Raw genomic sequence first — 22964 nt, 5'->3', positions numbered from 1 at the left:
TCGACCGACCCCGCCTAAACTTGATGCTTGGACCCTCGCAGGGCCAATTCGGGCGCGAAATCACCGAAATCGTCGAACGGTGATGTAACAATTGATGACAAAATCAATCCGCTTTGCGCATAGCTTTCGCAGCCACAACCCAGGAACGAGGTCAGATTTGAAAATTGCGACTTTTCAACATGGCATGACCGCCATTGCTTTGGCCGCGTTCGCGCTGGCCGCCCAGGCGCAGACCGCGCCCAATGCGGGCTTGAGCGCGGCGGCCCAGAAAGCCATCGACAGCAACCCTGAGGTCACCGCACGCTTGAATGCCCTGCGCGCCGCCACCGACGAGATCAGCGTTGCCCGAGGCGGCTACCTGCCCCGCGTGGATCTATCGGCCAGCGTGGGCCGCGACAGCGACCGCCTCACCAACCGCAACCCCGAATCACAAAGCCTCAACCGCAATGGCGTGGCCTTGAGTGCCAACCAGGTGCTGTGGGACGGCTTGCAAACCCGCCGTGAAGTCGAACGGCTGGGGCATGCCAAGCTCACCCGCTACTTCGAGTTCCTGTCCGCCACCGAAGAGGCCGCCCTGGAAGCCTCCCGCGCCTACATCGACGTGCAGCGCTACCGCAAGCTGGTGGAACTGGCCCAGGACAACTACGTGCAGCACCGCTACGTGCAAGACCAACTGCAGTCCAAGGTCAAGGCTGGCGTGGGCCGAGGCGTGGACTCGGAGCAAGCCAACGCCCGCCTGGCCCTGGCCGACTCCAACCTCACCACCGAAGCCGCCAACCTGCACGATGTCAGCGCCCGCTATCTGCGCGTCGTGGGTGAAGCCCCCGCCAGCAACCAGGCTGCTGCCCAAGGCCTGGACAAAGGCATTTCAAGCAGCAGCGACGACACCACCAACCAGGCCGTGATGGGCAGCGCCACGGTGGAAGCTGCCGTTGAAAACCTGCGCGCCGCCAAAGCCCAGGCCTCCGGCCAGAAAAGCAACTACCAGCCCAAGGTGGAAGCCCGCGTGCGCAGCGGTGTCGGCAAGAACTTCGATGGCATCGAAACCCAAAAGCGCGACACCTCCGCCGAGATCCTGATGTCCTGGAACCTCTACAACGGAGGCTCAGACCAGGCCCGTGCCCGCCAGTTGGCCAACCTGGTCAACCAGGCCGCCGACCAACGCGACAAGGCTTGCCGCGACGTGCGCCAGACCGCCTCCATCGCCCACAACGACATCCAGAAGCTGAAGGATCAGCTGACCGCCCTGGACCGCAATGTGCTGGCCATCGAGAAGGCCCGCGACGCCTACCGCCAACAATTCGACATTGGCCAACGCAGCCTGCTGGACTTGCTGAACTCTGAGAACGAGCTCTACACCGCCAAGCGCGCTTATGTGAATGCCGAAGCCGACCTGCACCTTGCTTTTGCCCGCACGCACGCAGCCAAGAACTCGCTGACGGCTAACCTGGGCCTGAACCCCAGCGCGGACACCGCCAACGAGCGCGGTCAGAACTGGCAGGCGGCGGAAGACGCTGCCCAGCGCTGCCCGGCCATCAGCATTGATGCCCCCACCATCAACCGCGAAGAACTGAACAACCGTGCCCGAAAGTTGAGCGGCCCGGCCGTGGCCAATGCCGCCCCCGTGGCAGCCAGCACGGCATCCTCGCCCGCCATCGCGGCCGTCCCCACGGTGACCGAACGCCTGCGCGGCTGGGCTTCCGCCTGGGCCACCAAGGACATCGACCGCTACATGGGCGTCTACGCCAAGGACTTCGCTCCCGCGCGCTCCACCTCTGCCAAATGGATCAATGAGCGCCGCCGCCTGCTCAGCAAGCCCGGCCCCATCGAGGTCCAACTGACCCAAGTCAAGGCCGAAGCCCGAGGTGATGCCGTGGTCACCAGCTTCACCCAGAACTACACATCGCAAAACTTCAAAGACAGCAGCTTCAAAGCGCTGACCTGGAAGCTGATCGATGGTCAATGGGTGATCGTCAACGAAAGCAACCGCTGACCAACGCCCCTCCCCCCGCGAATAGGCACTAGCCCGCTGAAATACCAGCGGGTAAAGTGAGGCCGTCAAGCACACAGGCCGCCCCGTGGCCCGCTTGAAGTTGTGATGGTCTCGGGGGCAGGAGTACGGCAATGCATGACGAAGAACGCTCTGAACAAATGAGGTTAAAGCTCCTCGACATGCAGGCGGCCCTGTTCAATCTGCGCGATGGCCTGGTGAACCTGAGCCTGTCGCTGCAGGAGCTGTCCTTCCTCACCGACGAAAACGCCCAGCGCGAAGCCAGCCAGGAAACCGACGATTTGCTGTTGCGCCTACGCGGTTGATTGAGCGGCGCTGCGCTTAAAGCGCACCCAGCCCCCACAAGCTGAGACAATTGGCACGGAATGGCGCCTGCGTCGGGCTGCTCAATCACTGAACAACACACATGACACGAATTGCGGTGGTCACGCCGATCTTGCCTGTGCCAGATGACAAGACCCGGGGGCGCTTCATCTACGAAACGGCGCAGGCGCTGTCCCGACACGCCACGGTTCGGGTCTTCTTGCAACAGACCCAATACCCATCGATTCCAGGCCTGCGGCCCAGAAGCCCGGCGCCTCCACCCGTGGGGCCCGACTTCACCTTGCCGGGCATCGACGTGCAAGCGGGCACCTACCCGGCCCTGCCTGTGCTGTCACGCCTGACCAATGGCTGGGCCTGTGGCCGCAGCCTGTTGCCCAAGCTACGCGCATTCGCGCCCGACATCGTCATCGGCTACTGGGTCTACCCCGAAGGAGCCGGCGCCCTCCAAGCAGCTCGACAGCTCCATTGTCCGATCGTGATCGGAGCACTGGGCACCGACATCCATGTCCGCTCCGGCCTGAGTGCACGCCTGACAGGCAACACCCTGCGTGAAGCCGACGCGGTCATCACCGTCAGTGATGCCATGACCCGATTCACCGTTCAGCACTACCAGGTGCCTGGGCAAAAAGTCCACACCATTGTCAACGGCTTCAACACCACGGTGTTCTATCCCAGACCTCGCGGCCCCTTGCGTGCGCTGCACGGCTTGAATGATCAACACCGCCTCATGGTTTACGTCGGCCGCCTGATCGAAGCCAAGGGCTTGCGTGAATTGATCGACGCCTTCGAACGCCTGGCTCAACGCGATCCCGGTGTTCGACTCACCCTGATCGGCGAAGGCGCACTGCGGGAAGAACTCCAGGCCACGGCTCAGCAGCGCGGCTTGAGCGACAAAGTCACCCTCACCGGGGGATTGCTGCCGCAACAAGTCGCCGAATGGATGAGCAACGCAGAACTCGTGGTGCTGCCCAGTTGGTCAGAGGGCTACCCCAATGTGCTGGTCGAGGCCCTGGCTTGCGGCTGCCCGGTCGTGGCCACACGGGTTGGCGGCATCCCCGAAATCATCAACGACAGCAATGGCGTGCTGGTGCCCGCCAAGAACACAGCCGCCCTGGAGCAAGGGCTCGAGCAAGCCCTGCACCACACCTGGAACCGATCGGCCATCTCAAAAGCCATGACCCGCACCTGGGACGACGTTGCCACCGAAACACTGGCCGTGTGCGAGCAAGTGCTCGCGAACCGTCCCTGACATCATTCAAACTCAGCATGAACACACCCGCACTGCCTGGCCGCCAACGGATCATGGCCGCCCTGTTCCTGATCGGCTGCCTGGCACTGGGGGTGCTGTTCTGCAAGCTTGAGTACAACCCCTCGTTCGGGGCGCGGATCGATTTCACCAGGTATCACTACCCCACCATCGAACAGTTCCGCACGCTGGATTTCTTTGTGTTCCTGCGCGAGATGAACACGGCCTCCGGCCCACTTTATTACGCGCTCATGGGCACCACGCCCATGGGGCCTGACTCAGTCCGAATCAGCACCTTGTTGTTGCACGTCATGTCCACCGGATTGGTCTGGTGGTTGGGGTATCGCCGACTGGGCGCCACGGCATGGCCATGGCTATTGGCCAGCGCGTTTTACTTTTCGCCATTTCAATTGGGCCCCGCGCTGTGGGGTCACCCCGAAACCTTGGCCACGCTTTTGATCTTCCTGGCGCTGTGGCTGCACACCCAAGGTTTTGTCGCCACGGCATCGGTGCTGTCAGCGCTGTCGGTATCCAGCCGCCAAACCGCCATTGCCATTCTCGGGGGCCTGGGGCTCTGGGATCTGCAACAAGGTCGATTCAAGAACCTGGCCTTGAAAATGGCCGTGGCTGGGGTGATGCTGGTGGCACTGATCCACCATTGGCATGGCCTCACCCCGCCAAAATTCCAGGACCACATGGCCATCAGTGGCCGAACTTTCCTGGCCTCCTTCGCCATGATGGGCTTGGCACTGTTCAACTGGAACATGCGGCCTGCCCGGGCCAGCTGGGGAACCCTTCTGCGGTACTGGCTGATCCTGCTCCCAATCTGCCTGATTGTTTACAACGGATCCATCCACTTCGACCGTGGTGGATTCATCTTTTCAATCCTGGACAAAATGGATGCCAAGCAATGGGGCTGGTGCCTCAGCAGCCCCCTCATCCTGTCCTTGACATTGACTTTGTGCGTGCCCTCCCTCCGCGAAGATCCCATGACAACGCTGACATTGTTGGGCTTGTCCGCCACCCTGGCCATCAGCAACGTTTTCTACATCAAGTATGTGGACTTTTACATTTGGCCGCTCGCCCTGTCCATCTTCGCATTCGCGTTGGACCAACCTGCGAAGCTGGTCAACATGACCAAATCATTGATCGCCTGGACGGTGGTCAACTTGACGCTGGTGTCATTGCGATACTGATTTCAGCACTCAGAAGTAAAAATGGCGGCCCTTCGGGCCGCCATTGCATCCAGGGAACTCGGATTATTTGCGCGTTTTCCAGGTGCGCATCAGATCACGCAACGCTTCCGGTGGATTCTTCGGCTCGGTCAATCCATTGAGCGTCTGCTTGTTGATACCGTGGCAGCTGGCGCAGGTGCGGATTTCACCGGGCGCAAAACTCACCCAAACCCGCTCACGCACCACCGGCTTGCCCGTGGGACTGGTCAGCTGCCAGCTCAGTGCACGGCCAGCAGGCACGAAAGCCGCCGTGGATCCATCCTTGCCAATCTGCACGGTGGCAGCTTGGGTGCCCGTGGGGTACCAAGACTCCACATCCGTGTGAACCGTGCTGTTGTGAACGGGTCTGGCATAAACACGGCGCCCCTTGCCGGCGCCATTGCCATACCCACGCGTCAAATCGCCTTGGAAGATCTGCAAACCAGCGATGTCATAGACCGTGCCGGACTTCGGCACATTCTGAACACCACCAGGCACACGCAAGTTATAAGGCTGGCTCACATCAGCGCGGTCACGCAGGGTCACATTGCGAGTCACGATCAGCGCCAGATTCTTGCTCTGCAGCCAAGCGCGCAATTCAGTCTCACTCACACCTTCTTCCGTGAGCACTTTCTTTTCGACGTCAGCCACGGTCATGGTGCGAGACACAGGGCGAGGACGCGAGCGAACTTCGATGGCATCGTGCTCGTTCAGGGGTCCCAGGTACTGGCGGGGTGTGGCCTCGTCGGTCCAGTAGAGGATGTTCTTGACAATGCCACCAGTCAGGGAGGGACCTGCAATCATGTCCTTGCCAAAAGGATTGGGCACCAACTTCTTCAACTGGAACCGATATGGATTGCTGGTGTTGTTCAAACGGTATTCAGCCGTATGGGTGACCAGAATGCTGTCATCCGTGAGGCGCAGGGGGTTGCGGTAGTGACCGGTCATGGTGGCCAAGGGCGCGGCAGAACCGTAGGGGTCCGCGTCAAGTGTGGCATTGGTGTAGTCAGTGACCGCCACCTCCTCAGGACTCTTGCCGGGCGGCATCGAGAATTCGACAATGCGGCCAGAGGTTTGACGGGCAAATTCCATCGAATAGGTGCCAAGATAAGTACCAGGGCGGTTGATGTCTTCACGCATCTGGAACATACCGGCATCAGGCCTGAACGTGCCGCGCATGCTGACGTTGGCACCAAAACTCGGGAAGGCATCGCTCAAATTCGGGTCATTGAGAAACACCCCGGTGTTGTAAGTGCCCCCAAACTCATGACGACCTACGTGGTTGATGGTTTCTTCTTCAGAGCCGTCCTCATTGACCTGCCAGAGGAAGAACTGGTTGTAGTCATGCAGCGGCTCATTGGGGTCGCGCGTCGGATCCTGGGCATGGCGGGCCTCGGGGAACACGTCGTAGAGAACGCCCTTCGTGTCGGCGATGAGCTTGCCACTGGCGTCCCTGCGGGGATAGGTCTTGGTCTTCGTGGAGGTTTCCGACTCGTAGTCAATGGTGCCGTACACGCCACCGAGGTAGCGATCGATGTCCGCTTCCTGGTCACGCTTCAAGTGGTCCCACTTGGTGAACAAGACACGACCATAGCTGTCCAAGAACAGGTCAAAGACGCCACTGGGGGAGTGCTCAAGTTGCGTAATTTTGCCGCTTGATACATTCAGCTTCCAGACACCAGTGTTGGTGGCAATGGCCTCGTACTCGTCCAATTGCGGGTAAGTCGCGGTCATGCCAAACAATGGGGCATCGGAAATAAACAGGACGCTGTCGTCGCTGCCATAGATCGGCGAGATGTTGTTGTATGTGGCGGGCTGGTTGGCCACCTTGGTGATGACCACCTTCTCGCCCTTGCCCAAGCCGGTCACTTCGTACATTTGCCAATTTCTGGCAGGCGCCTGGTAGCGAGCAGTAGCTCCGCCCACCATCATGGAGAAAAGAGCTTTCTTGCCATCCCAGTGCATCGAAGGCTGGCGCACGGAAATGGCCTTGGCACCACCTTGGATACCGCCAGAGTCAACGCCCCAGCCAGCTTCCTTGGTCAGGTTGCGCAAAGTGCCATCGGTATAGCGAACATACAAATCGCCACCGGCAATGGCATCAGTGACACCACTGCCATGGTTGCCAAACGTGTTCAACTGGTTGGCAAAGCCAAATGCAGGCACGCTGGTCACAAACATGACGGGATATGACGTGGCCGATGCCATCGTCACGCTCAAAATTGCTTGCGAGCTGGTGACATTGGTCACAGAGCCTTTGACAACCACCGAGAACTTGGCGCCGCTGTCAGCGGACTGCACAGCCTTGGCCACGAAAGAGGAAGCTGTTGCCCCCGCAATGGCGACCCCATTGCGCAGCCACTGGTAGCTCAGGGTGTCGGTAGAAGATGCAGTGACGCTGAACGACGCATCGCCACCAGCAGAAGTGCTGACATTGGCAGGTTGAACCGTGATTGTGACAGTGGCCGCGGGCACAGGCGCCGTGGGGCTGGTCGGCGTCGTTGTCGTTCCGCCTGTGGAAGAGCCGGTGGAACTCGTGCCCGATGGGGGAACCACGGTCCCCGAACCACTGGTGGTCGGGGTTTCAGTGCCTGAAGTACCACCGCCGCCGCAGGCGGCCAACATGGCGGAGGTCACTGCGGCGAAAAGAAATTGACGAGAAATAAGCATTGATACCTCTACTGCACATAACTGGATGCGCCAAGCCAGACTCGCATTGCGAGCAACATGTCCAAACTTGGGATGACCCAACACGGCCCAGCTCTTCCAAATTCTTCGACCGACTTGGCCAGCACTGTAGCCGCTACATCGAATGCGACCATCTGCTCATGTAACCAACCGACCGTTTGCAAGAACCCTAACCGCTTGATGAAAGCGATTTTTCCCAAACAACGAATGCATCATGCTTAGCCTCGGCAGCCCCATGTTGCGGATAATGCGCCAATTTGTAACAACGTCAGGCACACGGAAACACCAGAGATCGGCACAAACGACACAGCCTCCCCCGCTAAACCGGACAACCCCCCATATCAGGGGTTGACTTATTTCACACTTTTAGATGTTTCTTTAAAAAGCTTTTTTTTGTATTCACTTACAACTTGCCCAGTGACTGAAAGACCTTGCCGCTAACCTTCCAACCATGCTGCTTTCAACGGTTGTCGTCGACGTCGGCAGAAGGCAATTTTGTAGTGCAAATGCGTGGATTGAATTAAACGTGAACTCCTCCAGTAAATATCCCCACAGCCACCTGATCAGCCTGTCACTGATGGCCACTCTGACCGCCTGCGGCGGCGGTGGGACAACCACCACCACCGTGCCGCCCGCCACAACGGTGACACCGCCTGCCACCAGCAGCGGTACCGCCACCACTGGTACCGCCACCACTGGTACCGCCACCACTGGTACCGCCACCACTGGCACCACCACCACTGGCACCACCACCACTGGCACCGCCACAACGGGCACGACGGCCACAACGACCGCCAGCAGCCCAGTGATCGCTGGTTGCACCATCTTTCCGGCCAATGCGATTTTCAACACCCGCGTTGATGACACTGCCAAGTTCCCTGCCCACCCCCAAAATACGGCGTGGAAGGCCTCCATGCAGAGCAAACTCGGCAACCCACGCATGCACCTGGATTGGGGCATGAATGAAGACCCCACCGCCTCCGACTACTACGGCATCCCCTACAACACCGTAGACGGCTCGTTCAGCAGCACGAGTTGGCCATTGATCTCGTACGACATCACGGACCCTCGGGATGGCAACGGCGCGGGCGTTCCCGACGAAAGTGATTGCGCCGTGCCCAACGGGGCCTCCTTCAAGCTGCAACGCAATTGCGGCAGCGTGGCAGCGACTCAGCGCCGTTTCCCCTTCCCACCCGACGCCACCATCAAGATCGAAGGCGGGAGCAACGCTGCCAATCAGTTCACCACCGACAGCCATGCCGTGGTTCTGGAAACCGGCTCCTGTCGCTTGTGGGAAAGCTACTACACCTACAAATTCAACGGGCAGTGGCACAGCTACGCTTCAGCAGCATGGAACCTGAACTCGCTTGAAATGCGCCCAGAAACATGGGGATCCGGCGATGCCGCCGGGCTGCCCATCCTCCCGCTCCTGGTGCGTGCCGATGAAGCCAGCGCTGGCGAGATCAAGCATGCACTTCGCGTCACACTGCCCGGAAGCGTCATGGCCAGCATTCGCGCCACCAATGGCTACGTGTGGCCAGGTCGGCATGCCGCGGGGCAACTGGCAACTGGCGGCATCCCTTTTGGGGCCCTGCTTCGGCTGCGCTCTGATTTTGTGATTCCCTCGACCTGGAACACACAGGCCAAAGCGGTGGCGACAGCCATGAAGCGGTACGGACTGTACATTGCCGACAACGGCTCCAGCTTCTACGTACAAGGGGAGCCCAGCGTGAAGTGGAGCTCCAACACCTATTCACAACTGCAGCAGGGAATCACCCTGGACAAGCTGGAATTCGTGAGCCTGAACGCCATCACCCAGAACGCCAAGTTCAACAAGGACTCCATGGCGGCCTCCTGGTAGGAGGCCCAAAGCGGGCGCCTCTGGCGCCTGCCAAAGCATGGCCAGACAGCGCAAAAGCCTATGCTACATTGCGCCAACGCTTGAATCGGGGCACGCCCGTCCTACCACGACAGTCACTTCGACTGACACCGGCAACCTGAAGCGGTCCGCCCAGCCATCGTGCCCAGCTTGCCGCCCGCCCCACCTCGTTCCCACGAACCCGAATCCTCACCACGGCATTGGTGCACTCCGTCCAAAAATGGGCGACTACACAGAGCGCACTTGCTCGTCATCGAGCCGCCCGACTGGCCGAACGAAAACTTCATTCCGGAACACCCATGCCACATGGCACATCTCACAAAGTGGCGCGGCCATAGAGTCGTGATAGCCACGCTTTGCCCAGCGCCATGAACATCGGATCACCAAAATGAGCTTTCGCCTGTACTTGCTCTTTTTTGCGCTGAGCTTCCTTCGACCATTCGAGCTGTTTGCACCTGAACTGGCCGTGCTCCGTCCGATGGTGATCCTGAGCGCGTTGACGCTCCTCACGTCGACCGTCAGCGTGATGCAATCGAAAACGATTGCTTCGCGCCCCATTCACATCAAACTGTTCTTCGCGATCATGCTGGCACTGCCGCTGTCTCGCATCGCCAATGGCTGGATGGGAGGCGCTCTGGAGTCCCTCAGTGACTTCTCCTTGTCCTTGTTCATGATTTTTTCCACCGTCGCCAATGTGCAGAACATTGACCGGTTGAAAACAAGCTGCAAGGTATTTGCCTACAGCATGACCATTTTGGCCGCAGCAGGGGCCTATTCGTATCACACAGGCTTCATGGTCGACAAGCTGGTGCTTCGACAAAACATCGAACTCGACGACATGGCGCCCGCCGAGGTGATTGAAAATGCCATTCCTGCCGATGAAACCTCCCCGCAGTATTTGTGGCGAGTTCGAAGCGTGGGTTTGCTCGGCGACCCGAATGATTTTGGCCAAGCGCTGGTGGTGGCCGTGCCGCTTTTGTTCGGGCTGTACACCAAAGGCAGCAGGATCAAGAACCTGTTCACGGTCGCCATCCCCATGGGCATGTGCTTCTACACGATCTACCTGACCCATTCTCGCGGCGCATTGCTCGGCGTCGCCTCCCTGATGTTCTTCGGCGTCAGAAGCCTATTGGGGACCATGAAAACCGCGACCTTGATGGTCATCGGGGGCGCTGGGGCCATGGCGGTCAACTTGACGGGTGGCCGCGCCTATACCGCCAATGAAGAATCCGCCGGTGGCCGCATCGATGCGTGGAGTGAAGGCATGCGCATGCTGTCCAGTCACCCCCTGTTTGGCGTGGGGCATGGCGCCTTCACAGACCATCATTACTACACGGCGCACAACTCGTTTGTATTGTGTTTTGCCGAAACCGGCCTCATTGGGTATTTCATTTGGCTGGGACTGATTGTCGTGGTCTACAAGGGCTTAGCGCGCGCCATTGAAATCTCGGCTATTGGCTCCGATGAGCGAACGCTAGCCATGATGCTGCGAGCAGGCTTGATGGGCTTTTTGACCTGCGCATTTTTCTTATCCAAGGCCTTTGACTCGCTGCTCTACCTGTTGCTGGGCTTCTGCATCTGCGTCGCCTACTGCGCCGAAAAATCACCAGGGGGCTCTCACGCAAAACAACCGTTGCCAGGCCCCATCACCTGGGTCAAGGCGACGCTCAGCATCGAGGTCCTGAGTATTGTGCTTATTTACGTGATCGTCATTGTCAAGACTGCGACCGTCGGCAAGAGCATTTAGCCGGGCGTCATGAGGGGCGCTTGCTGAGCGCCCGGGCCGGGATACCAACGGCGGTGACTCCGGCATCCACGTCCTTGGTCACCACAGCGTTCGCCCCAATGCGGACATCGTCGCCGATCGTCAGGCCCCCGATGATCTTGGCGCCCGAGCCAACGAAGACGCCATTGCCCAACCGGGGTGACTGCCCACGGTTGTCGCCAATGACCACGCCGCTTTCCAGCCATACATCGCGACCACCGCGGACGCTGGAATTGATGACCACCCCGATAGGGTGAATCAGCACGAATCCTGGCCCGAAACTGGCCTTGGTTCCGATCACACAACCATTGATCCATTTATTCAAGCAATGCGGCACCAGCGCCAATGGGGCCAACCCCAAGCCGGTCAGCCACTCCTGTAAACGAAACAAGGCATTGGCCAACGTTCCATCAGCCAGAACAACTTTCACCATCGAGCATGATGGCCCGTATTGTGAATAAAGGCGCTGCTTGGCCCGCAAATCATCAATCAGTTTCATTCTCGACCACGACAAACGGATTGATTGGAGGGCATGAATTCAAATGACAGAAACCAAAGTGTTCAGACAAATTCCCGATCAGCATCGCCGATTTATGCCCAAGCCAGTCTAACATCCGGGCAATTGCCTGCACTCAGGCTACCAATAGCGACGCCACGCCGCCATACCTCCAGCGCGAAGTACACGTTCATTTCAATGGATCCCATCAAAGCACCCAGACTGCCCGCGCACATTCCATCCCTGGATGGCCTCAGAGCCCTGTCGATCTGCCTGGTGCTGTTTGGGCACATGGCCGCCACCAACGGCGCCCCACTCTGGCTTGATCGCCCCTCGTTTACCTCGTTGGGCAACGTCGGCGTGCGGTTTTTCTTCATTGTGTCCGGCTTCCTGATCACGACCTTGATGTTGCGTGACATTGAAAAGCATGGGCAGATCCGCCTCAAGCTTTTTTACATCCGACGCAGTCTGCGCATCCTGCCCGCGGCTTTTTGCTACATCGCCATCATGTGGTTGTTGTACATGTCAGGGATCATCGACCTGACCTTCCACCTCACGTCGCGCACCAATGCAGCATCGGCGCTCCCTGACCTGGCCCATGCCCTGACCTTTACCGCCAACTACCAGCACGACTACAACTGGTATTTCAATCACCTGTGGTCACTGTCCGTCGAAGAGCAGTTTTACCTGATATGGCCGTTCACGATGTTCTTGCTGGGAACCCGGCGGGCCGTGTGGGCGGGCCTCCTGATGCTGGCCCTTGCGCCATGCTTCCGGCTTTTGATGATTCTTTACAGCGATGGCCCTGAAATCCGTTTAAGTCGGGAGTTCCAGGCCGTCGCAGACGCATTGGCCACAGGCTGCTTGGCCGCCATGCTGCATAACAAACTGGGAGAATGGCGCTGGTTTATCAGCCTGACACGCTGGCCAGCCATTCCAATTGGCCTGATGTGTGTTGCGTTAGGGTACGGGCTGGCCTATGCATCGCGACCTGCCGCTTATTTGATTGGTCAAACCATCGCCAACATTGGCATTGCCTTGATCCTGCAGCACTTGGTCAGGCATCCCACCAGCGCGGTGAGTCAAATCCTCAATACCCGCTTCCTGGTCAAAATTGGGGTGTTGAGTTATTCGCTCTACCTTTGGCAGCAACCATTCCTGAATTTCCAGTCGACGCACTGGGTTGCGTCATTCCCCCAAAACATCGCATTGGCTTTTGGGGCTGCCATTTTGTCGCATCGTTTGGTGGAGCGCCCCTTTCTGAAGCTCAAAGAACGCATCGCATGAGCAGCGCCAACGCATCAACTCCGCCCCTGCGCATCATGCATGTCGTCGATTCACTCGAATTCGGCGGTCTTGAGCGCGTTGTCACCGATCTGGCCATCACCCAACAGCAACATGGCCACCAGGTCGCGGTTTTCAGCATCAATCACACCACTGGTTTTGCCAGTGAACTGCAGGCGGTCGGCATCCCTGTTCACATCGGCAACAAAAGCGGCACCCTGGATTGGTCCGTGCTCAAGGCATTGCGCCAAGAAGCTTTCAACATGAAAGCCGACATCGTGCACGCGCACAATTTCGTTCCGAATTACTACTCGGCATTGTCACTACTGGCCTGGCGGCGTGCCCCCAAACTGGTGAACACGTGCCACGACATGGGCACACGCCTGAGCCACAAGCGATTGAAGTTCCTGTTCGAATGCTCACTCAAACGCACCGCACGGGTGGCCATGGTGGGTCAGCAAGTTTATGACCGCTATATTCAGTCAGGCATGGTGCCTAAAACGCGCGCCGACATGGTGCTCAATGGCATCCCTGTTGAGCGGTTCACACCCACCCCCGACCGCCGGGCGAAAGCCCGCACCCTGCTTGGACTAGCATCCAGCGACCTGGTGCTGGGCTGTGTCGGGCGGCTGGTGGGCTTGAAGAATCACCGGCTGCTGATCGGGCTTTTGCCCGCCTTGATCCAGGCCCACCCCAACCTGAAGCTGGTCATCGTGGGGTACGGTGAACTGCACGAAGCGTTGAATGAACAGGCGGCTCAACTGGGCGTGTCCAAGCACCTGCTGATCACCGGCCAACGCTCCGACGTTGCCGACTTGCTGCCGGCGTTTGATGTTTTTGCCTTGCCATCGTTGACGGAGGGCCTGTCCATCGCGCTGCTGGAAGCCTGCGCCACAGGCTTGGCCGTCTTGGCCTCATCTGTCGGAGGCAATCCCGAAATCATCAAAAACGACCACAGCGGCCTTCTGGTTGCCAGCGACGATGCGCCTGCCACGCAAGCCGCCCTACTGCGGCTGCTGGAGGACTCGTCGCTCAGAGCCCGCCTGGGTGAAACCGCACGTCGTTGGGTGCTCGAACACGCCTCGGCCAAAGCCCTGCATCTAGCGTACGACCGGTTTTACCGCTCAGCGCTCGGTTCGGCGCCATGAGCCGCGGTAATTGCCTCGGGCAAAGCGCCAAGAAGCAACCATGAACGCCCAATTGAGCGCATACAGAAACGCCGCCATCCGGAGCAATGAAGGCAGCACCACCTGGCGCTGCGTCAGCTGATACAAACACATGGCCGCTCCATAAGCAGCCAGCTGCAGCAACGTGAGGCTCAACCAGCCGATGGATTGCGTCGCCAGGATGGCCGATGCCACCAATCCCAGCAACAGCAAGTGCGGCGCCGTCCAGCGAAGCACCTTGTGCGACAAATAGGCGAAGGATGTGCCCAGAGAAGTGCGGGTGATGTACTCGGGATGCCGGACCAAGGCTTGGAAGTTGCCAATGCCTATGCGCAAACGCCGGTTGTACTCTTCAGCAATGGCTTGTGGGGTGTCTTCCTCTGCCCAGGCCGCAGGCTCGTACACCAGGCGATGCCCTGATGCCGACACATTCATGGCCACACAAAAGTCATCGCAAATGGTGTCTGGCGGCAAAGGCTGCCAAAGGTTGCGCCGAATGGCATAAATGGCACCATTCGCGCCCAACAGCCCATTGATGCGCCCTTCGAAAAATTTCAGAAATTGCTCGAGGCGCCAGTACACGCTGTCCTGGTTGTCGCCCCCACTGCCTTTCAAGCGAAGCTCACCGCTCACCCCACCCACATCGGCTTGATCGAAATGCTTGACCAGGACTGTGATCGCGTCAGGATGAAAGAACGTGTTGGCGTCAGAGAAAACCAGAATGGGGGCTGACGCTTGCGCGACCAGGTCATTCAGAACACTGGCTTTGCCCCGATTGACGTCGTACACACAAGCCTGAATGCGCCGATCGGTGCACGCCGCCAGAATGCTGGCGGTGGCATCACTGCTGCCATCGGACCCGATGTAACACCTCAGCAACTCTGGCGGGTAGTTCATCGTGAGCAGATTGTCGATGCGCTGCCGCAAATGCATTTGTTCGTTGTAAGCCGAGATGATCACCGCCACGGCAGGAAGCATGCGAGCTTGGGCGGGCACACGACGATCTTGTTTGGAGGACACATACCGCGCATCCCTTCGCAACTGCACCACCATGGCCACCAAGGCCAAAATCAAAGGATAAAGCGCATACGAATAGAAGACCAGCCCCAGACTGGCAGCCACCACCCACTCAAGTACGCTCATACCGCCTCGGGCACGTAACTTGGTCGGGGCACGATGTAATCTCGGTACAGGCCGGGATCACCAACCAACCCCCCTTCTGCCGCTTTGACAATGTTGTACATCTCACGCGCGCTGACGTAATGGAGCTTCCAGGCCTTGCCATCGTTGTAACGCGTTTCAAGGTGGGTGAAGGCCTTGTCCATGGGTTCACCCAGCAAGGTGTCCATGTCACGCTCTTGTGTGCCGTGGGTGTGAACCTTGACGAAAATCCATTCGGGACGCCCCTCCACGTGGATGCCAGTGCTCACCCAATCATCGATTCGGTCCAGTTTCGGTGGGCAGCTTGTGCGCACATCCGAACTCTCGATCCTGGGAATGATCCCGAATTTACGATTCCCCGCCATGAAACCCAATGGTCCCTGAATGATCATCAGGTCTCCAACCGGCTGCCCCCCCACACGCACGCGAGGGCCCTTGTCGTGCGACTTCGGGCGGTGCGGGTCATCAATGGCGTAGTAGATTTTGTTGATGGTGCTGGTCTGGCAGGGGTCTGGCGCCGAAGGCAAGGTGAAGTCTGCGTAACATCCTTCTTCGCGCAAGATGAGCAACTCGTTGTTGACCCCGCAGTGGTGGCCCTGGGGATGGCTGTTGTCCAGCGCCCAATTGCCGTGGATGAAGGACCACATCGGCTGCCCGGTCACCGTGTTTCTGGGCAAGGCGCCATGGTCGCGAGCCAGCAACTCGGTGAAGCGCGACAGCTTTTCTCGCAAAGCGGCTTCCGTGTCCTGGTCATGGTGAAGGTGGATTTCAATCTCACCCAAGCCCAACTGGCACAACTCAACCAAGGCACGCATGTGCTCAGGCCGATACTCTTCTTCGGGATAAAAGAAGCTGTGCACGGGGGCTCGACCGTCCGCGTCTCTGTGGTCGGCACACAGTTTTGGGTAGTCTTGCCTCCAGCGTGCGACCCGAGCACACTCCACCTCGTAAGTTGGTTTGAGCCACATTGGCTCGTAGTGATCAACAAAGCAGAACATCAGATGCCTGGTCACACCCGGCTCAACTGGCGCTTTCCAATCTTGCTTAAAGTAGCTGGGCAACCAAACAAGCGTATTTTTTTTTCGGACTTCCCAGGCCAGGAAAGCGACCGCCGCAACGCCGACCATCAAAATCAAAAGTAGGAAAGACGTCATGGGTGCGAAAAATATTTGAACATCCGACACACATCGCCAACAGACCAAACTGACAGTATGTAGCAAGGTGAACAACAGTTCATGATGTTACACTACCCCTTCGAGTAAAAGCCTCGGGCATGTCGCCCAGGCGATGCAACGAGACCATCGTACACCGCCTGTGACCGCCCCCGCATCAGGACGCCTAGCATCTCTCCGTGATGCATTGCTCATAACGGCTGCCACTTATGTGACAACGGTGATGGGCTTAGTTGTCAGCACAATCATCGCCCGCAGCCTGGGCCCCGAAGACTACGGAAGGTACTCCTACCTCATCTGGATGTCAGGTTTACTCGTGGTATTTTGCAATCACGGCTTGGGCATTTCCGGGATTCGATTCGTCTCTGAATACCTCGGACGTGGTCAGCAGCAAATCGCCCGCCAAATACACGGCTGGTTGAATAAATGGCAGCAAATCAGCACTTTGCTGATATTGTTGGTATTCACGATTGCATCATGGTGGCTTCCAATGGCGGGATGGGAACACCATCGAACATTGTTGCTGTCCATTTTGATCATTGGCGTGGCATCCAAGGCCGCCTATCTGTTTGATGTCTCTATCGCCAAAGGCCATAAGAAGTTTTCCGTTGAGGCCCTGACCAACACGGTCATGAGTTTGGTTTATGCCGCAGGCGTGGGCCTGCTCGCACTGGGCAAGGCCGACCTGAACGACTACGCCATTTTCTTTGGCGCGGTCAGCTTCCTGCATATATGCATGGTTTGGTGGTTGATGCGAAAAAACGGCATCAGCCCCGACTACACACCATGCCCTCCCGACCTGATCCAACACATCAAACCCCACATCGCCTGGACCGTTGTTTTGGTGGCAGTCGCCACCCTCAGCAACAAAACCATCGAGACCTTTTTACTGGGCACCCAGGTGGGCGCCAAAGAGGTGGGCTACTTCACCATCGCAACCACCCTGACCCGAGGCGGCATCGACCTGCTGTCCTCATCACTGACGGCCATGCTGATGCCCATCATGGCACACGCCTATGGTGCAGGCGGCAGCGAAAAGGTCAACACCATTTTGAGCGATTCAATCCGATATTTCTTATTCTTTGGCTTGATCATAGGCGGGGCGGGTTTGATTTGGTCAGAGCCTGGCATTGCCATTCTTTACGGCAGCCAATACCAGGCTGTGACCCCAGTGCTGCAGGTCATGGTCGTTGTGGGCGGACTGACTTTACCGGAAGGGGCATTTGGCGCATTGATGTCCACCACCGACAACCAAAAATTGCGAGCAGGTATTGCCACGTTGTCGGTATTGATCAGCGCCATCGCAGCTTTTGTACTGGTCCCAAAATTCGGATTAACCGGCGCATTGGTATCTCACGCGAGCACCCGGGTGATTATTTTTTTAGTCACGGCCATTTGGATCAGGAAATCGCTGAATGTCACCTTCCCCATCAGTCACATCGTGCGCTTGTGCCTGGCCGCAATGATTGCAGGCACGGCCTGCTGGCTCCTCATGCCCCACCATCCTGCGGTGCTGACACAAATCGGCATAGGATTCGTCTATATATTCATCCTGCTGGGTGGCACCATTGTTCTTAAAGCATGGAAAGCGAAGGATGCTGATATGGCACTCATGCTTGCCGCCAAAAAACCGCGGTTATTCGGTCCTATCACCCCTTGGCTCACACGCTGGGCCGGATCACTGAACTGACCGAACCACCTTATTTAGGGGGAACAGGCGCTCAGCATGCGATGGTGTGATAAAACCAACTTGACGCGCCTGCGTGACACATATCCCCCTAAGCTGAGGATCGTGATGCAATTGCTGCGTTTCCGAATGTAATTTGGCTCTATGCTTGCGCCACAGCAGACTTCTCCGGGGTAACGACAATGGTCTTTCGTCACAATGCAATTTCTTCTTTTTGTCGCATCGCGTTGATGAGTGCCCTTGTTCTGGCGGGGACGGCATGCACATCGTTCAGCAGCTATCCACCAGCGCCTGCGGTGGCCAGCAAGTCTGATCACTTCTACAAGATTGGCGCGCTCGACACGCTCAACATCGTGGTTTGGCGCAATCCCGACCTGTCATCCTCGGTCACGGTGCGCCCAGACGGTCGCATCTCGCTTCCCCTGGTCGAAAACCTTGAGGCCGCCGGCCGCAATCCTGCTGATTTGTCTCGGGACATCGAAAAGGCGCTGGCCAAGTTCATCCGCGAGCCGGTTGTCACGGTCATCGTTAGCAATTTTCAAGGTGTGTCCACTGAGCAGATTCGCATCGTTGGCGAAGCCACTCGCCCACAGGCTGTGCCCTTCCGTCAAAACATGACCATGCTTGACGTCATGATCCAGGCCGGTGGGCTGACCGATTTTGCTGATGGCAATGGTGCAGTCCTCGTGCGGGGATCAGAGCAGGGCAAACAGTACAGCCTGCGACTCAAGGATCTGATCAAACGTGGCGATATTTCTGCCAACGTGGAAATCAAACCCGGTGACATCATCATCGTCCCGCAAAGCTGGTTCTGAGCAGACTTGTACTCCTTGACATCTGACTTGGCGTCAAACCCCTTTTTGCATGGATGACCTTCTTAGACAAGTCGCCGGGATATTGAATGCGATGTGGCAGCGGCGCTGGCTCGGCGCAGCCATGGCATGGCTGATCGCGATCGCCGGGATGTTGGGCGTGTTGATCATCCGAGATCGCTACGAAGCGTCCGCCCGCATTTACGTTGACACAGAAACCGTGCTCAAGCCATTGATGACCGGCCTGGCGTTTCAGCCCGATGTGGATCAGCAAGTGCGCATGCTGGCCCGCACGCTCATCAGCCGCCCCAATATTGAACGCCTGATGAGCTCGCCACGAATTGGGCTGGACAACCTGAATGAGCGCGATCAGGAAAAAGTGATTGATCGCTTGATGAAGGACATCAAAGTCAACCCCAGCGGCAACAACAACCTGTACGAGATCATCTACCGGGACATCAATCCCCAACGTGCTCAACGCCTCGTGGAGGAGTTGGTGTCACTGTTCATGAGCGCCGGGGTTGGCGACAAGCGGCGGGATTCAGAGCAAGCGCGTCAATTCTTGGACGAGCAAATTCGCGCTTACGAAAGCAAGCTCAGCGAGTCTGAAAACAAGCTCAAGGATTTCAAACTGCGTAATTTTGGTTTGACTGGTACGTCCAACCAAGACTACTTCGCTCGCATGTCCAACCTGTCCGACGAGACAGGCAGGCTGCGCGTGGAACTCAGTGCCGCCGAACAAGCCCGAGACGCACTGCGCCGAGAATTGTCCACCGAAGAGCCCTCCATTCCGCCAGAGCTGTTGGGCAATGGAGGCTCATCCACCGCGCCAAGCACAGACCTCGAAGTGCGCCTGGATGTTCAAAAGCGCCAACTGGATGAGTTAATGCGTCGCTACACCGACGAGCACCCCGACGTGGTGAGCGCCAAGCGAACCATTGGCCAACTTGAACAACAGCGCAAAGCGGAGCTGGATGCTCGGCTGCGCGCGCAGGGGGGGACCCGATTGCGCGCAGCCCCCACCAGCCCAGTATTCCAGCGCATCCGCGTCGCATTGGCAGAAGCCGAAGCCAAGGCGGCCTCCTTGCGCGGACAGCTTGGAGAGCAAAACGCCCAGTTAGCGCGCACCCGTGCACTCGCCGGACAAATGCCCCAAGTTGAAGCCGAGTTGGCTCAGTTGAACCGTGACTACGAAGTGGTGCGCAAAAACTACGAGCAATTGGTTGGACGCCGTGAATCAGCTTCCTTGGGTGAGAAAATTGATCAGACCACCAAAGTGGCAGATTTCCGCGTGGTCGAGCCCCCCCGGGTCAAGCCAAGCCCCGTTAAACCGAGTCGCTTGGTCATCGCATTGTTGGCCGTCGTCGCCGCGCTGGCCGCTGGCGCAGCCACAGCCTTTGGTTTGACTCAGCTTTTTCCAACGGTGCAAGACAGTCGCCAGCTTAAAGAAATCTCTGGACGCCCCGTGCTTGGCAGTGTTTCGCTGGTTGTCAGTCCAGCGATCAGCGAAGCCATGCAGCGGAGTAATCGCTTGTTCAACTGGAACGTCGGCATCTTCTTTGTCTTGCATGCGGCATGGCTCGTGGTCGTGGCTCGTCAACTTCTGCCTTGATACGACCATGAACACCATTGAACAAGCAGCCAAACGACTGGAAGAGTTGCGCCGCGCTGGCGTGGATGTGGGCCAGGCTTCGCCTCAAGTTCAAGTGGCGGCGCCAACCGTGGCGGAAACCAAGGTCGACAAGGCTCCACCGGTTTCAATAGCCTCTGCGTCACCCCGCCCTGTCTCTCACAAGGCTGACGTGACAGCGTCTGGTGATGAGCGCAGGTCGCGCATGATCGAGCTGGATTTGATGAAAATGACCCGCTGCGGCCTGCTGGTGCCGGGTCATCCACGCTCGCAACTGGAAGAAGAATTCCGCATCATCAAGAGGCCGCTGCTGGAAAACGTGCGGGGCCAGACGGCGTCGCGCCCCAAGCGGGCGAACATCATCATGGTGACCAGTGCCTTGCCAGGGGAAGGCAAAACACAAACAGCGATCAATCTGGCCGTCAGCATTGCCATGGAACTTGACCACACCGTGCTGCTGGTGGAGGCGGACGTGGTGCGCCCATCCGCCCTGGAACGCATGGGTGTTTCAGCCTCCAAGGGATTGCTGGACATGCTGATACACCCTGAAACCGACCTGTCCGAGGTTCTGCTCAAGACCAACATTCCCAAGCTGACGCTACTGCCAGCAGGAACTTCAAGCTCCAGGTCGACTGAGTTACTGGCCAGCGCAGCGATGGACAAATTGCTGGAAGAACTGGCCACCACTTATCCAGACCGGGTCATCATCTTTGACACGCCACCACTGTTGCCCAGCACCGAATCACGTGTGCTGGCCACCTCCATGGGCCAAGTGCTGATGGTGGTTGAAGCAGGCAAGACCGCGCTCAACACCGTCAAACAAGCCTTCGCCACCGTGGAAGAATGCCCCGTGGTCATGTCCATGTTGAACAAGTACACCGGCCCTAAAGGCAACCGTGCATATGGCTACTATGCGCCGTGAGTCTGGCTCCATCCTGGCCTTGATGCTGTGCGCATGGTTGCCTCATGCCCAAGGCCAGAAGCTGGACCTTAAACCTGGCATCAACGTCACGGCCACCGCGACCACCAATGCCCAAACAGCAGGTGATTCGTCCAGAAAAGACTTGGTGATCAGCACTTCACCCGAGTTGAGTGGCTCCTACGAGGGCGCCCGCTCTCGCGTTGATGGCAGGCTCCGGGTTAACAACATTCACTATGTGCGTAACAGCCAGCCCGATCAGACCTTGCCTGAGGGCGAGCTGGCACTTGAATCCGTGCTCGTGGACCAATGGGGAGGCCTCAATGCCTCGGTCCAAGCCAGCCAGACACCGGCCACGGTGCTGACCCGCCAAAGCACTGTGGCAGGCGCAACCGATGGCTACACCACAACCCTCACGCGGTTCATCCCTTACATTCGCCATTCGTTTGACGCCGACATTCAGCTCAACGCCCAACTTGAGCGATCCTTCGTCCAATCCAGCCGAAACACCTCGAGTGCTGGCTCGCCAAGAGAAGATCTTCAATTCACGCGGCATGCCGTTCGGTTAGAGCGCCGACCCGTGCCGGTGGGCACGTCGCTTGAATGGACGGGCCTGCGGGCATCGGCCTTGCGGGAAAACACCGTGCGAGCGGGCGCGAGCTATGCCCTGACAGAGGGCCTTTACCCGGGGCTGACTCTGGGGCGCGATTCCATCCACGCGCCTCGGCCAGGTCAGCCGGGCACGCAAGACCAGCAAAGCGGAACCATCCGCGGAATCACGCTGGCTTGGAGGCCCAATGAACGCGCAACCCTGGAATCCCGACTGGAGCGCCGCGTCTTCGGCACCGGCTGGAAGGTCGATTGGAACCACCGCACCCCCTTCTTCGCTTGGAATATCTTCTCGGAGCGAGAGGCTAGCACCTATGCCTCCTCCCTGAGCAACCCCGGCAATCAAACCTTGCGGGGACTGCTGGACCGAATGTTCACCACCAACAATCCGGACGAACGAAGCCGTTCGGAGCTGGTCGACAAGACCATCGCCCAGCGCGGATTGAATGACCAGATGTCTGCGCTGCTGGATCCTTATTCCTTGACCCCTACACTACGGCAGACACTTCAAGGCCGACTGGTGCTGATGGGTCGGCGAAATACCGTCAGCTTGGCCGGAGGCATGAACAAGACCAAAGCACTGGCCCTGAACAACCTGCCTCCGATCGGTGATCAAAGCCTGGAACGCTACGTCGACTTCAACTTCAACCGTCGGCTGACTCCGATCACCTCCCTGAATGCAGGAGTTCGCTGGGGGCAATCTACCCTGACCTCGAACGTCAACCCCAACAGTATCGGCCGTCTCCGCAGCCTTACCTGGAACAGCGATATCAGCACGCGCTTGTCTCCTCAAGCCACAGCGACATTTGGTTTGCGCCACCAAACCAGCAGCGGCACTCAGTTGAACATCAACACCAACGACGAATCAGCCATGTACGTCGGCCTGGGTTACCGCTATTAA

The 22964-nt window shown here is 58.3% G+C and carries 17 protein-coding genes; 13 read left to right on the top strand and 4 right to left on the bottom strand.

Features of this window, described 5'->3' with window-relative positions:
• Positions 1 to 184: 184 nt before the first annotated feature.
• The 4 genes from PSV38_RS18135 (at position 185) to PSV38_RS18120 (ending at position 4777) form a co-directional block, all read left to right on the top strand.
• Positions 185 to 1993: a TolC family outer membrane protein gene (locus PSV38_RS18135; protein ID WP_300549928.1), complete on the top strand. Its 1809-nt coding sequence runs from the start codon at positions 185 to 187 to the stop codon at positions 1991 to 1993.
• A 131-nt stretch (positions 1994 to 2124) separates the two neighbouring features.
• The gene (locus PSV38_RS18130) at positions 2125 to 2316 is read left to right on the top strand and encodes a hypothetical protein (protein ID WP_300549925.1); all 192 of its coding nucleotides are present in this window, start codon (positions 2125 to 2127) and stop codon (positions 2314 to 2316) included.
• Between the two features lie 101 nt (positions 2317 to 2417).
• Positions 2418 to 3584 carry a glycosyltransferase gene (locus tag PSV38_RS18125; protein WP_300549924.1) on the top strand — a complete coding sequence of 389 codons (1167 nt, stop codon included), beginning with the start codon at positions 2418 to 2420 and terminating at the stop codon, positions 3582 to 3584.
• A gap of 17 nt (positions 3585 to 3601) precedes the next feature.
• Positions 3602 to 4777, top strand: a complete 1176-nt coding sequence (locus tag PSV38_RS18120) for a hypothetical protein (RefSeq protein WP_300549922.1) — start codon at positions 3602 to 3604, stop codon at positions 4775 to 4777.
• Between the two features lie 63 nt (positions 4778 to 4840).
• On the opposite strand, the gene PSV38_RS18115 is transcribed toward PSV38_RS18120, so the two are convergent.
• Complete coding sequence (locus PSV38_RS18115) at positions 4841 to 7432, bottom strand: hypothetical protein (protein WP_300549920.1); 2592 nt, start codon at positions 7430 to 7432, stop codon at positions 4841 to 4843.
• Between the two features lie 577 nt (positions 7433 to 8009).
• On the opposite strand from PSV38_RS18115, the gene PSV38_RS18110 reads away from it, so the two are divergent.
• Together PSV38_RS18110 and PSV38_RS18105 are read left to right on the top strand one after the other, a co-directional pair.
• Entirely contained in the window at positions 8010 to 9344 is a 1335-nt protein-coding gene (locus PSV38_RS18110) for a hypothetical protein (protein ID WP_300549917.1), read from the top strand.
• Between the two features lie 406 nt (positions 9345 to 9750).
• On the top strand, positions 9751 to 11109 hold the full coding sequence (locus PSV38_RS18105) for an O-antigen ligase family protein (RefSeq protein ID WP_300549914.1): 1359 nt from the start codon (positions 9751 to 9753) through the stop codon (positions 11107 to 11109).
• 7 nt (positions 11110 to 11116) lie between these two features.
• On the opposite strand, the gene PSV38_RS18100 is transcribed toward PSV38_RS18105, so the two are convergent.
• Complete coding sequence (locus PSV38_RS18100; protein WP_300549911.1) at positions 11117 to 11626, bottom strand: hypothetical protein; 510 nt, start codon at positions 11624 to 11626, stop codon at positions 11117 to 11119.
• A 33-nt stretch (positions 11627 to 11659) separates the two neighbouring features.
• Here PSV38_RS18100 and PSV38_RS18095 point away from each other — a divergent pair, with 33 nt between their 5' ends.
• Positions 11660 to 12910 (top strand): acyltransferase, encoded by a 1251-nt coding sequence (locus tag PSV38_RS18095; protein ID WP_300549909.1) that lies wholly within the window; start codon positions 11660 to 11662, stop codon positions 12908 to 12910.
• Complete coding sequence (locus PSV38_RS18090) at positions 12907 to 14055, top strand: glycosyltransferase (protein ID WP_300549907.1); 1149 nt, start codon at positions 12907 to 12909, stop codon at positions 14053 to 14055. Before PSV38_RS18095 ends, PSV38_RS18090 begins: the two co-directional genes overlap by 4 nt.
• On the opposite strand, the gene PSV38_RS18085 is transcribed toward PSV38_RS18090, so the two are convergent.
• A complete protein-coding gene (locus tag PSV38_RS18085; RefSeq protein WP_300549903.1) occupies positions 14032 to 15216 on the bottom strand; it encodes a glycosyltransferase family 2 protein in 1185 nt (394 codons plus the stop codon). The genes PSV38_RS18090 and PSV38_RS18085 overlap by 24 nt on opposite strands.
• On the bottom strand, positions 15213 to 16049 hold the full coding sequence (locus PSV38_RS18080) for a hypothetical protein (protein ID WP_300549901.1): 837 nt from the start codon (positions 16047 to 16049) through the stop codon (positions 15213 to 15215). The genes PSV38_RS18085 and PSV38_RS18080 overlap by 4 nt, the downstream gene beginning before the upstream one ends.
• 499 nt (positions 16050 to 16548) lie before the next feature.
• On the opposite strand from PSV38_RS18080, the gene PSV38_RS18075 reads away from it, so the two are divergent.
• The 5 genes from PSV38_RS18075 to PSV38_RS18055 all read left to right on the top strand — a co-directional run bounded on the left by PSV38_RS18075 (position 16549) and on the right by PSV38_RS18055 (position 22964).
• Entirely contained in the window at positions 16549 to 18096 is a 1548-nt protein-coding gene (locus tag PSV38_RS18075) for an oligosaccharide flippase family protein (protein ID WP_300549898.1), read from the top strand.
• 227 nt (positions 18097 to 18323) lie between these two features.
• The gene (locus tag PSV38_RS18070) at positions 18324 to 18908 is read left to right on the top strand and encodes an XrtA/PEP-CTERM system exopolysaccharide export protein (RefSeq protein ID WP_300549896.1); all 585 of its coding nucleotides are present in this window, start codon (positions 18324 to 18326) and stop codon (positions 18906 to 18908) included.
• A gap of 49 nt (positions 18909 to 18957) precedes the next feature.
• Positions 18958 to 20517 (top strand): XrtA system polysaccharide chain length determinant, encoded by a 1560-nt coding sequence (locus PSV38_RS18065; RefSeq protein WP_300549894.1) that lies wholly within the window; start codon positions 18958 to 18960, stop codon positions 20515 to 20517.
• 7 nt (positions 20518 to 20524) lie between these two features.
• A complete protein-coding gene (locus tag PSV38_RS18060; protein ID WP_300549891.1) occupies positions 20525 to 21457 on the top strand; it encodes an XrtA-associated tyrosine autokinase in 933 nt (310 codons plus the stop codon).
• The gene (locus PSV38_RS18055) at positions 21438 to 22964 is read left to right on the top strand and encodes a TIGR03016 family PEP-CTERM system-associated outer membrane protein (RefSeq protein ID WP_300549889.1); all 1527 of its coding nucleotides are present in this window, start codon (positions 21438 to 21440) and stop codon (positions 22962 to 22964) included. Before PSV38_RS18060 ends, PSV38_RS18055 begins: the two co-directional genes overlap by 20 nt.

Origin of the sequence: Aquabacterium sp., from assembly GCF_029946005.1 — a bacterium.
GTDB lineage: Bacteria > Pseudomonadota > Gammaproteobacteria > Burkholderiales > Burkholderiaceae_C > Aquabacterium.
The sequence above is the reverse complement of the archived record's forward strand: the minus strand, read 5'-3'. Positions and strand labels throughout refer to the sequence as shown.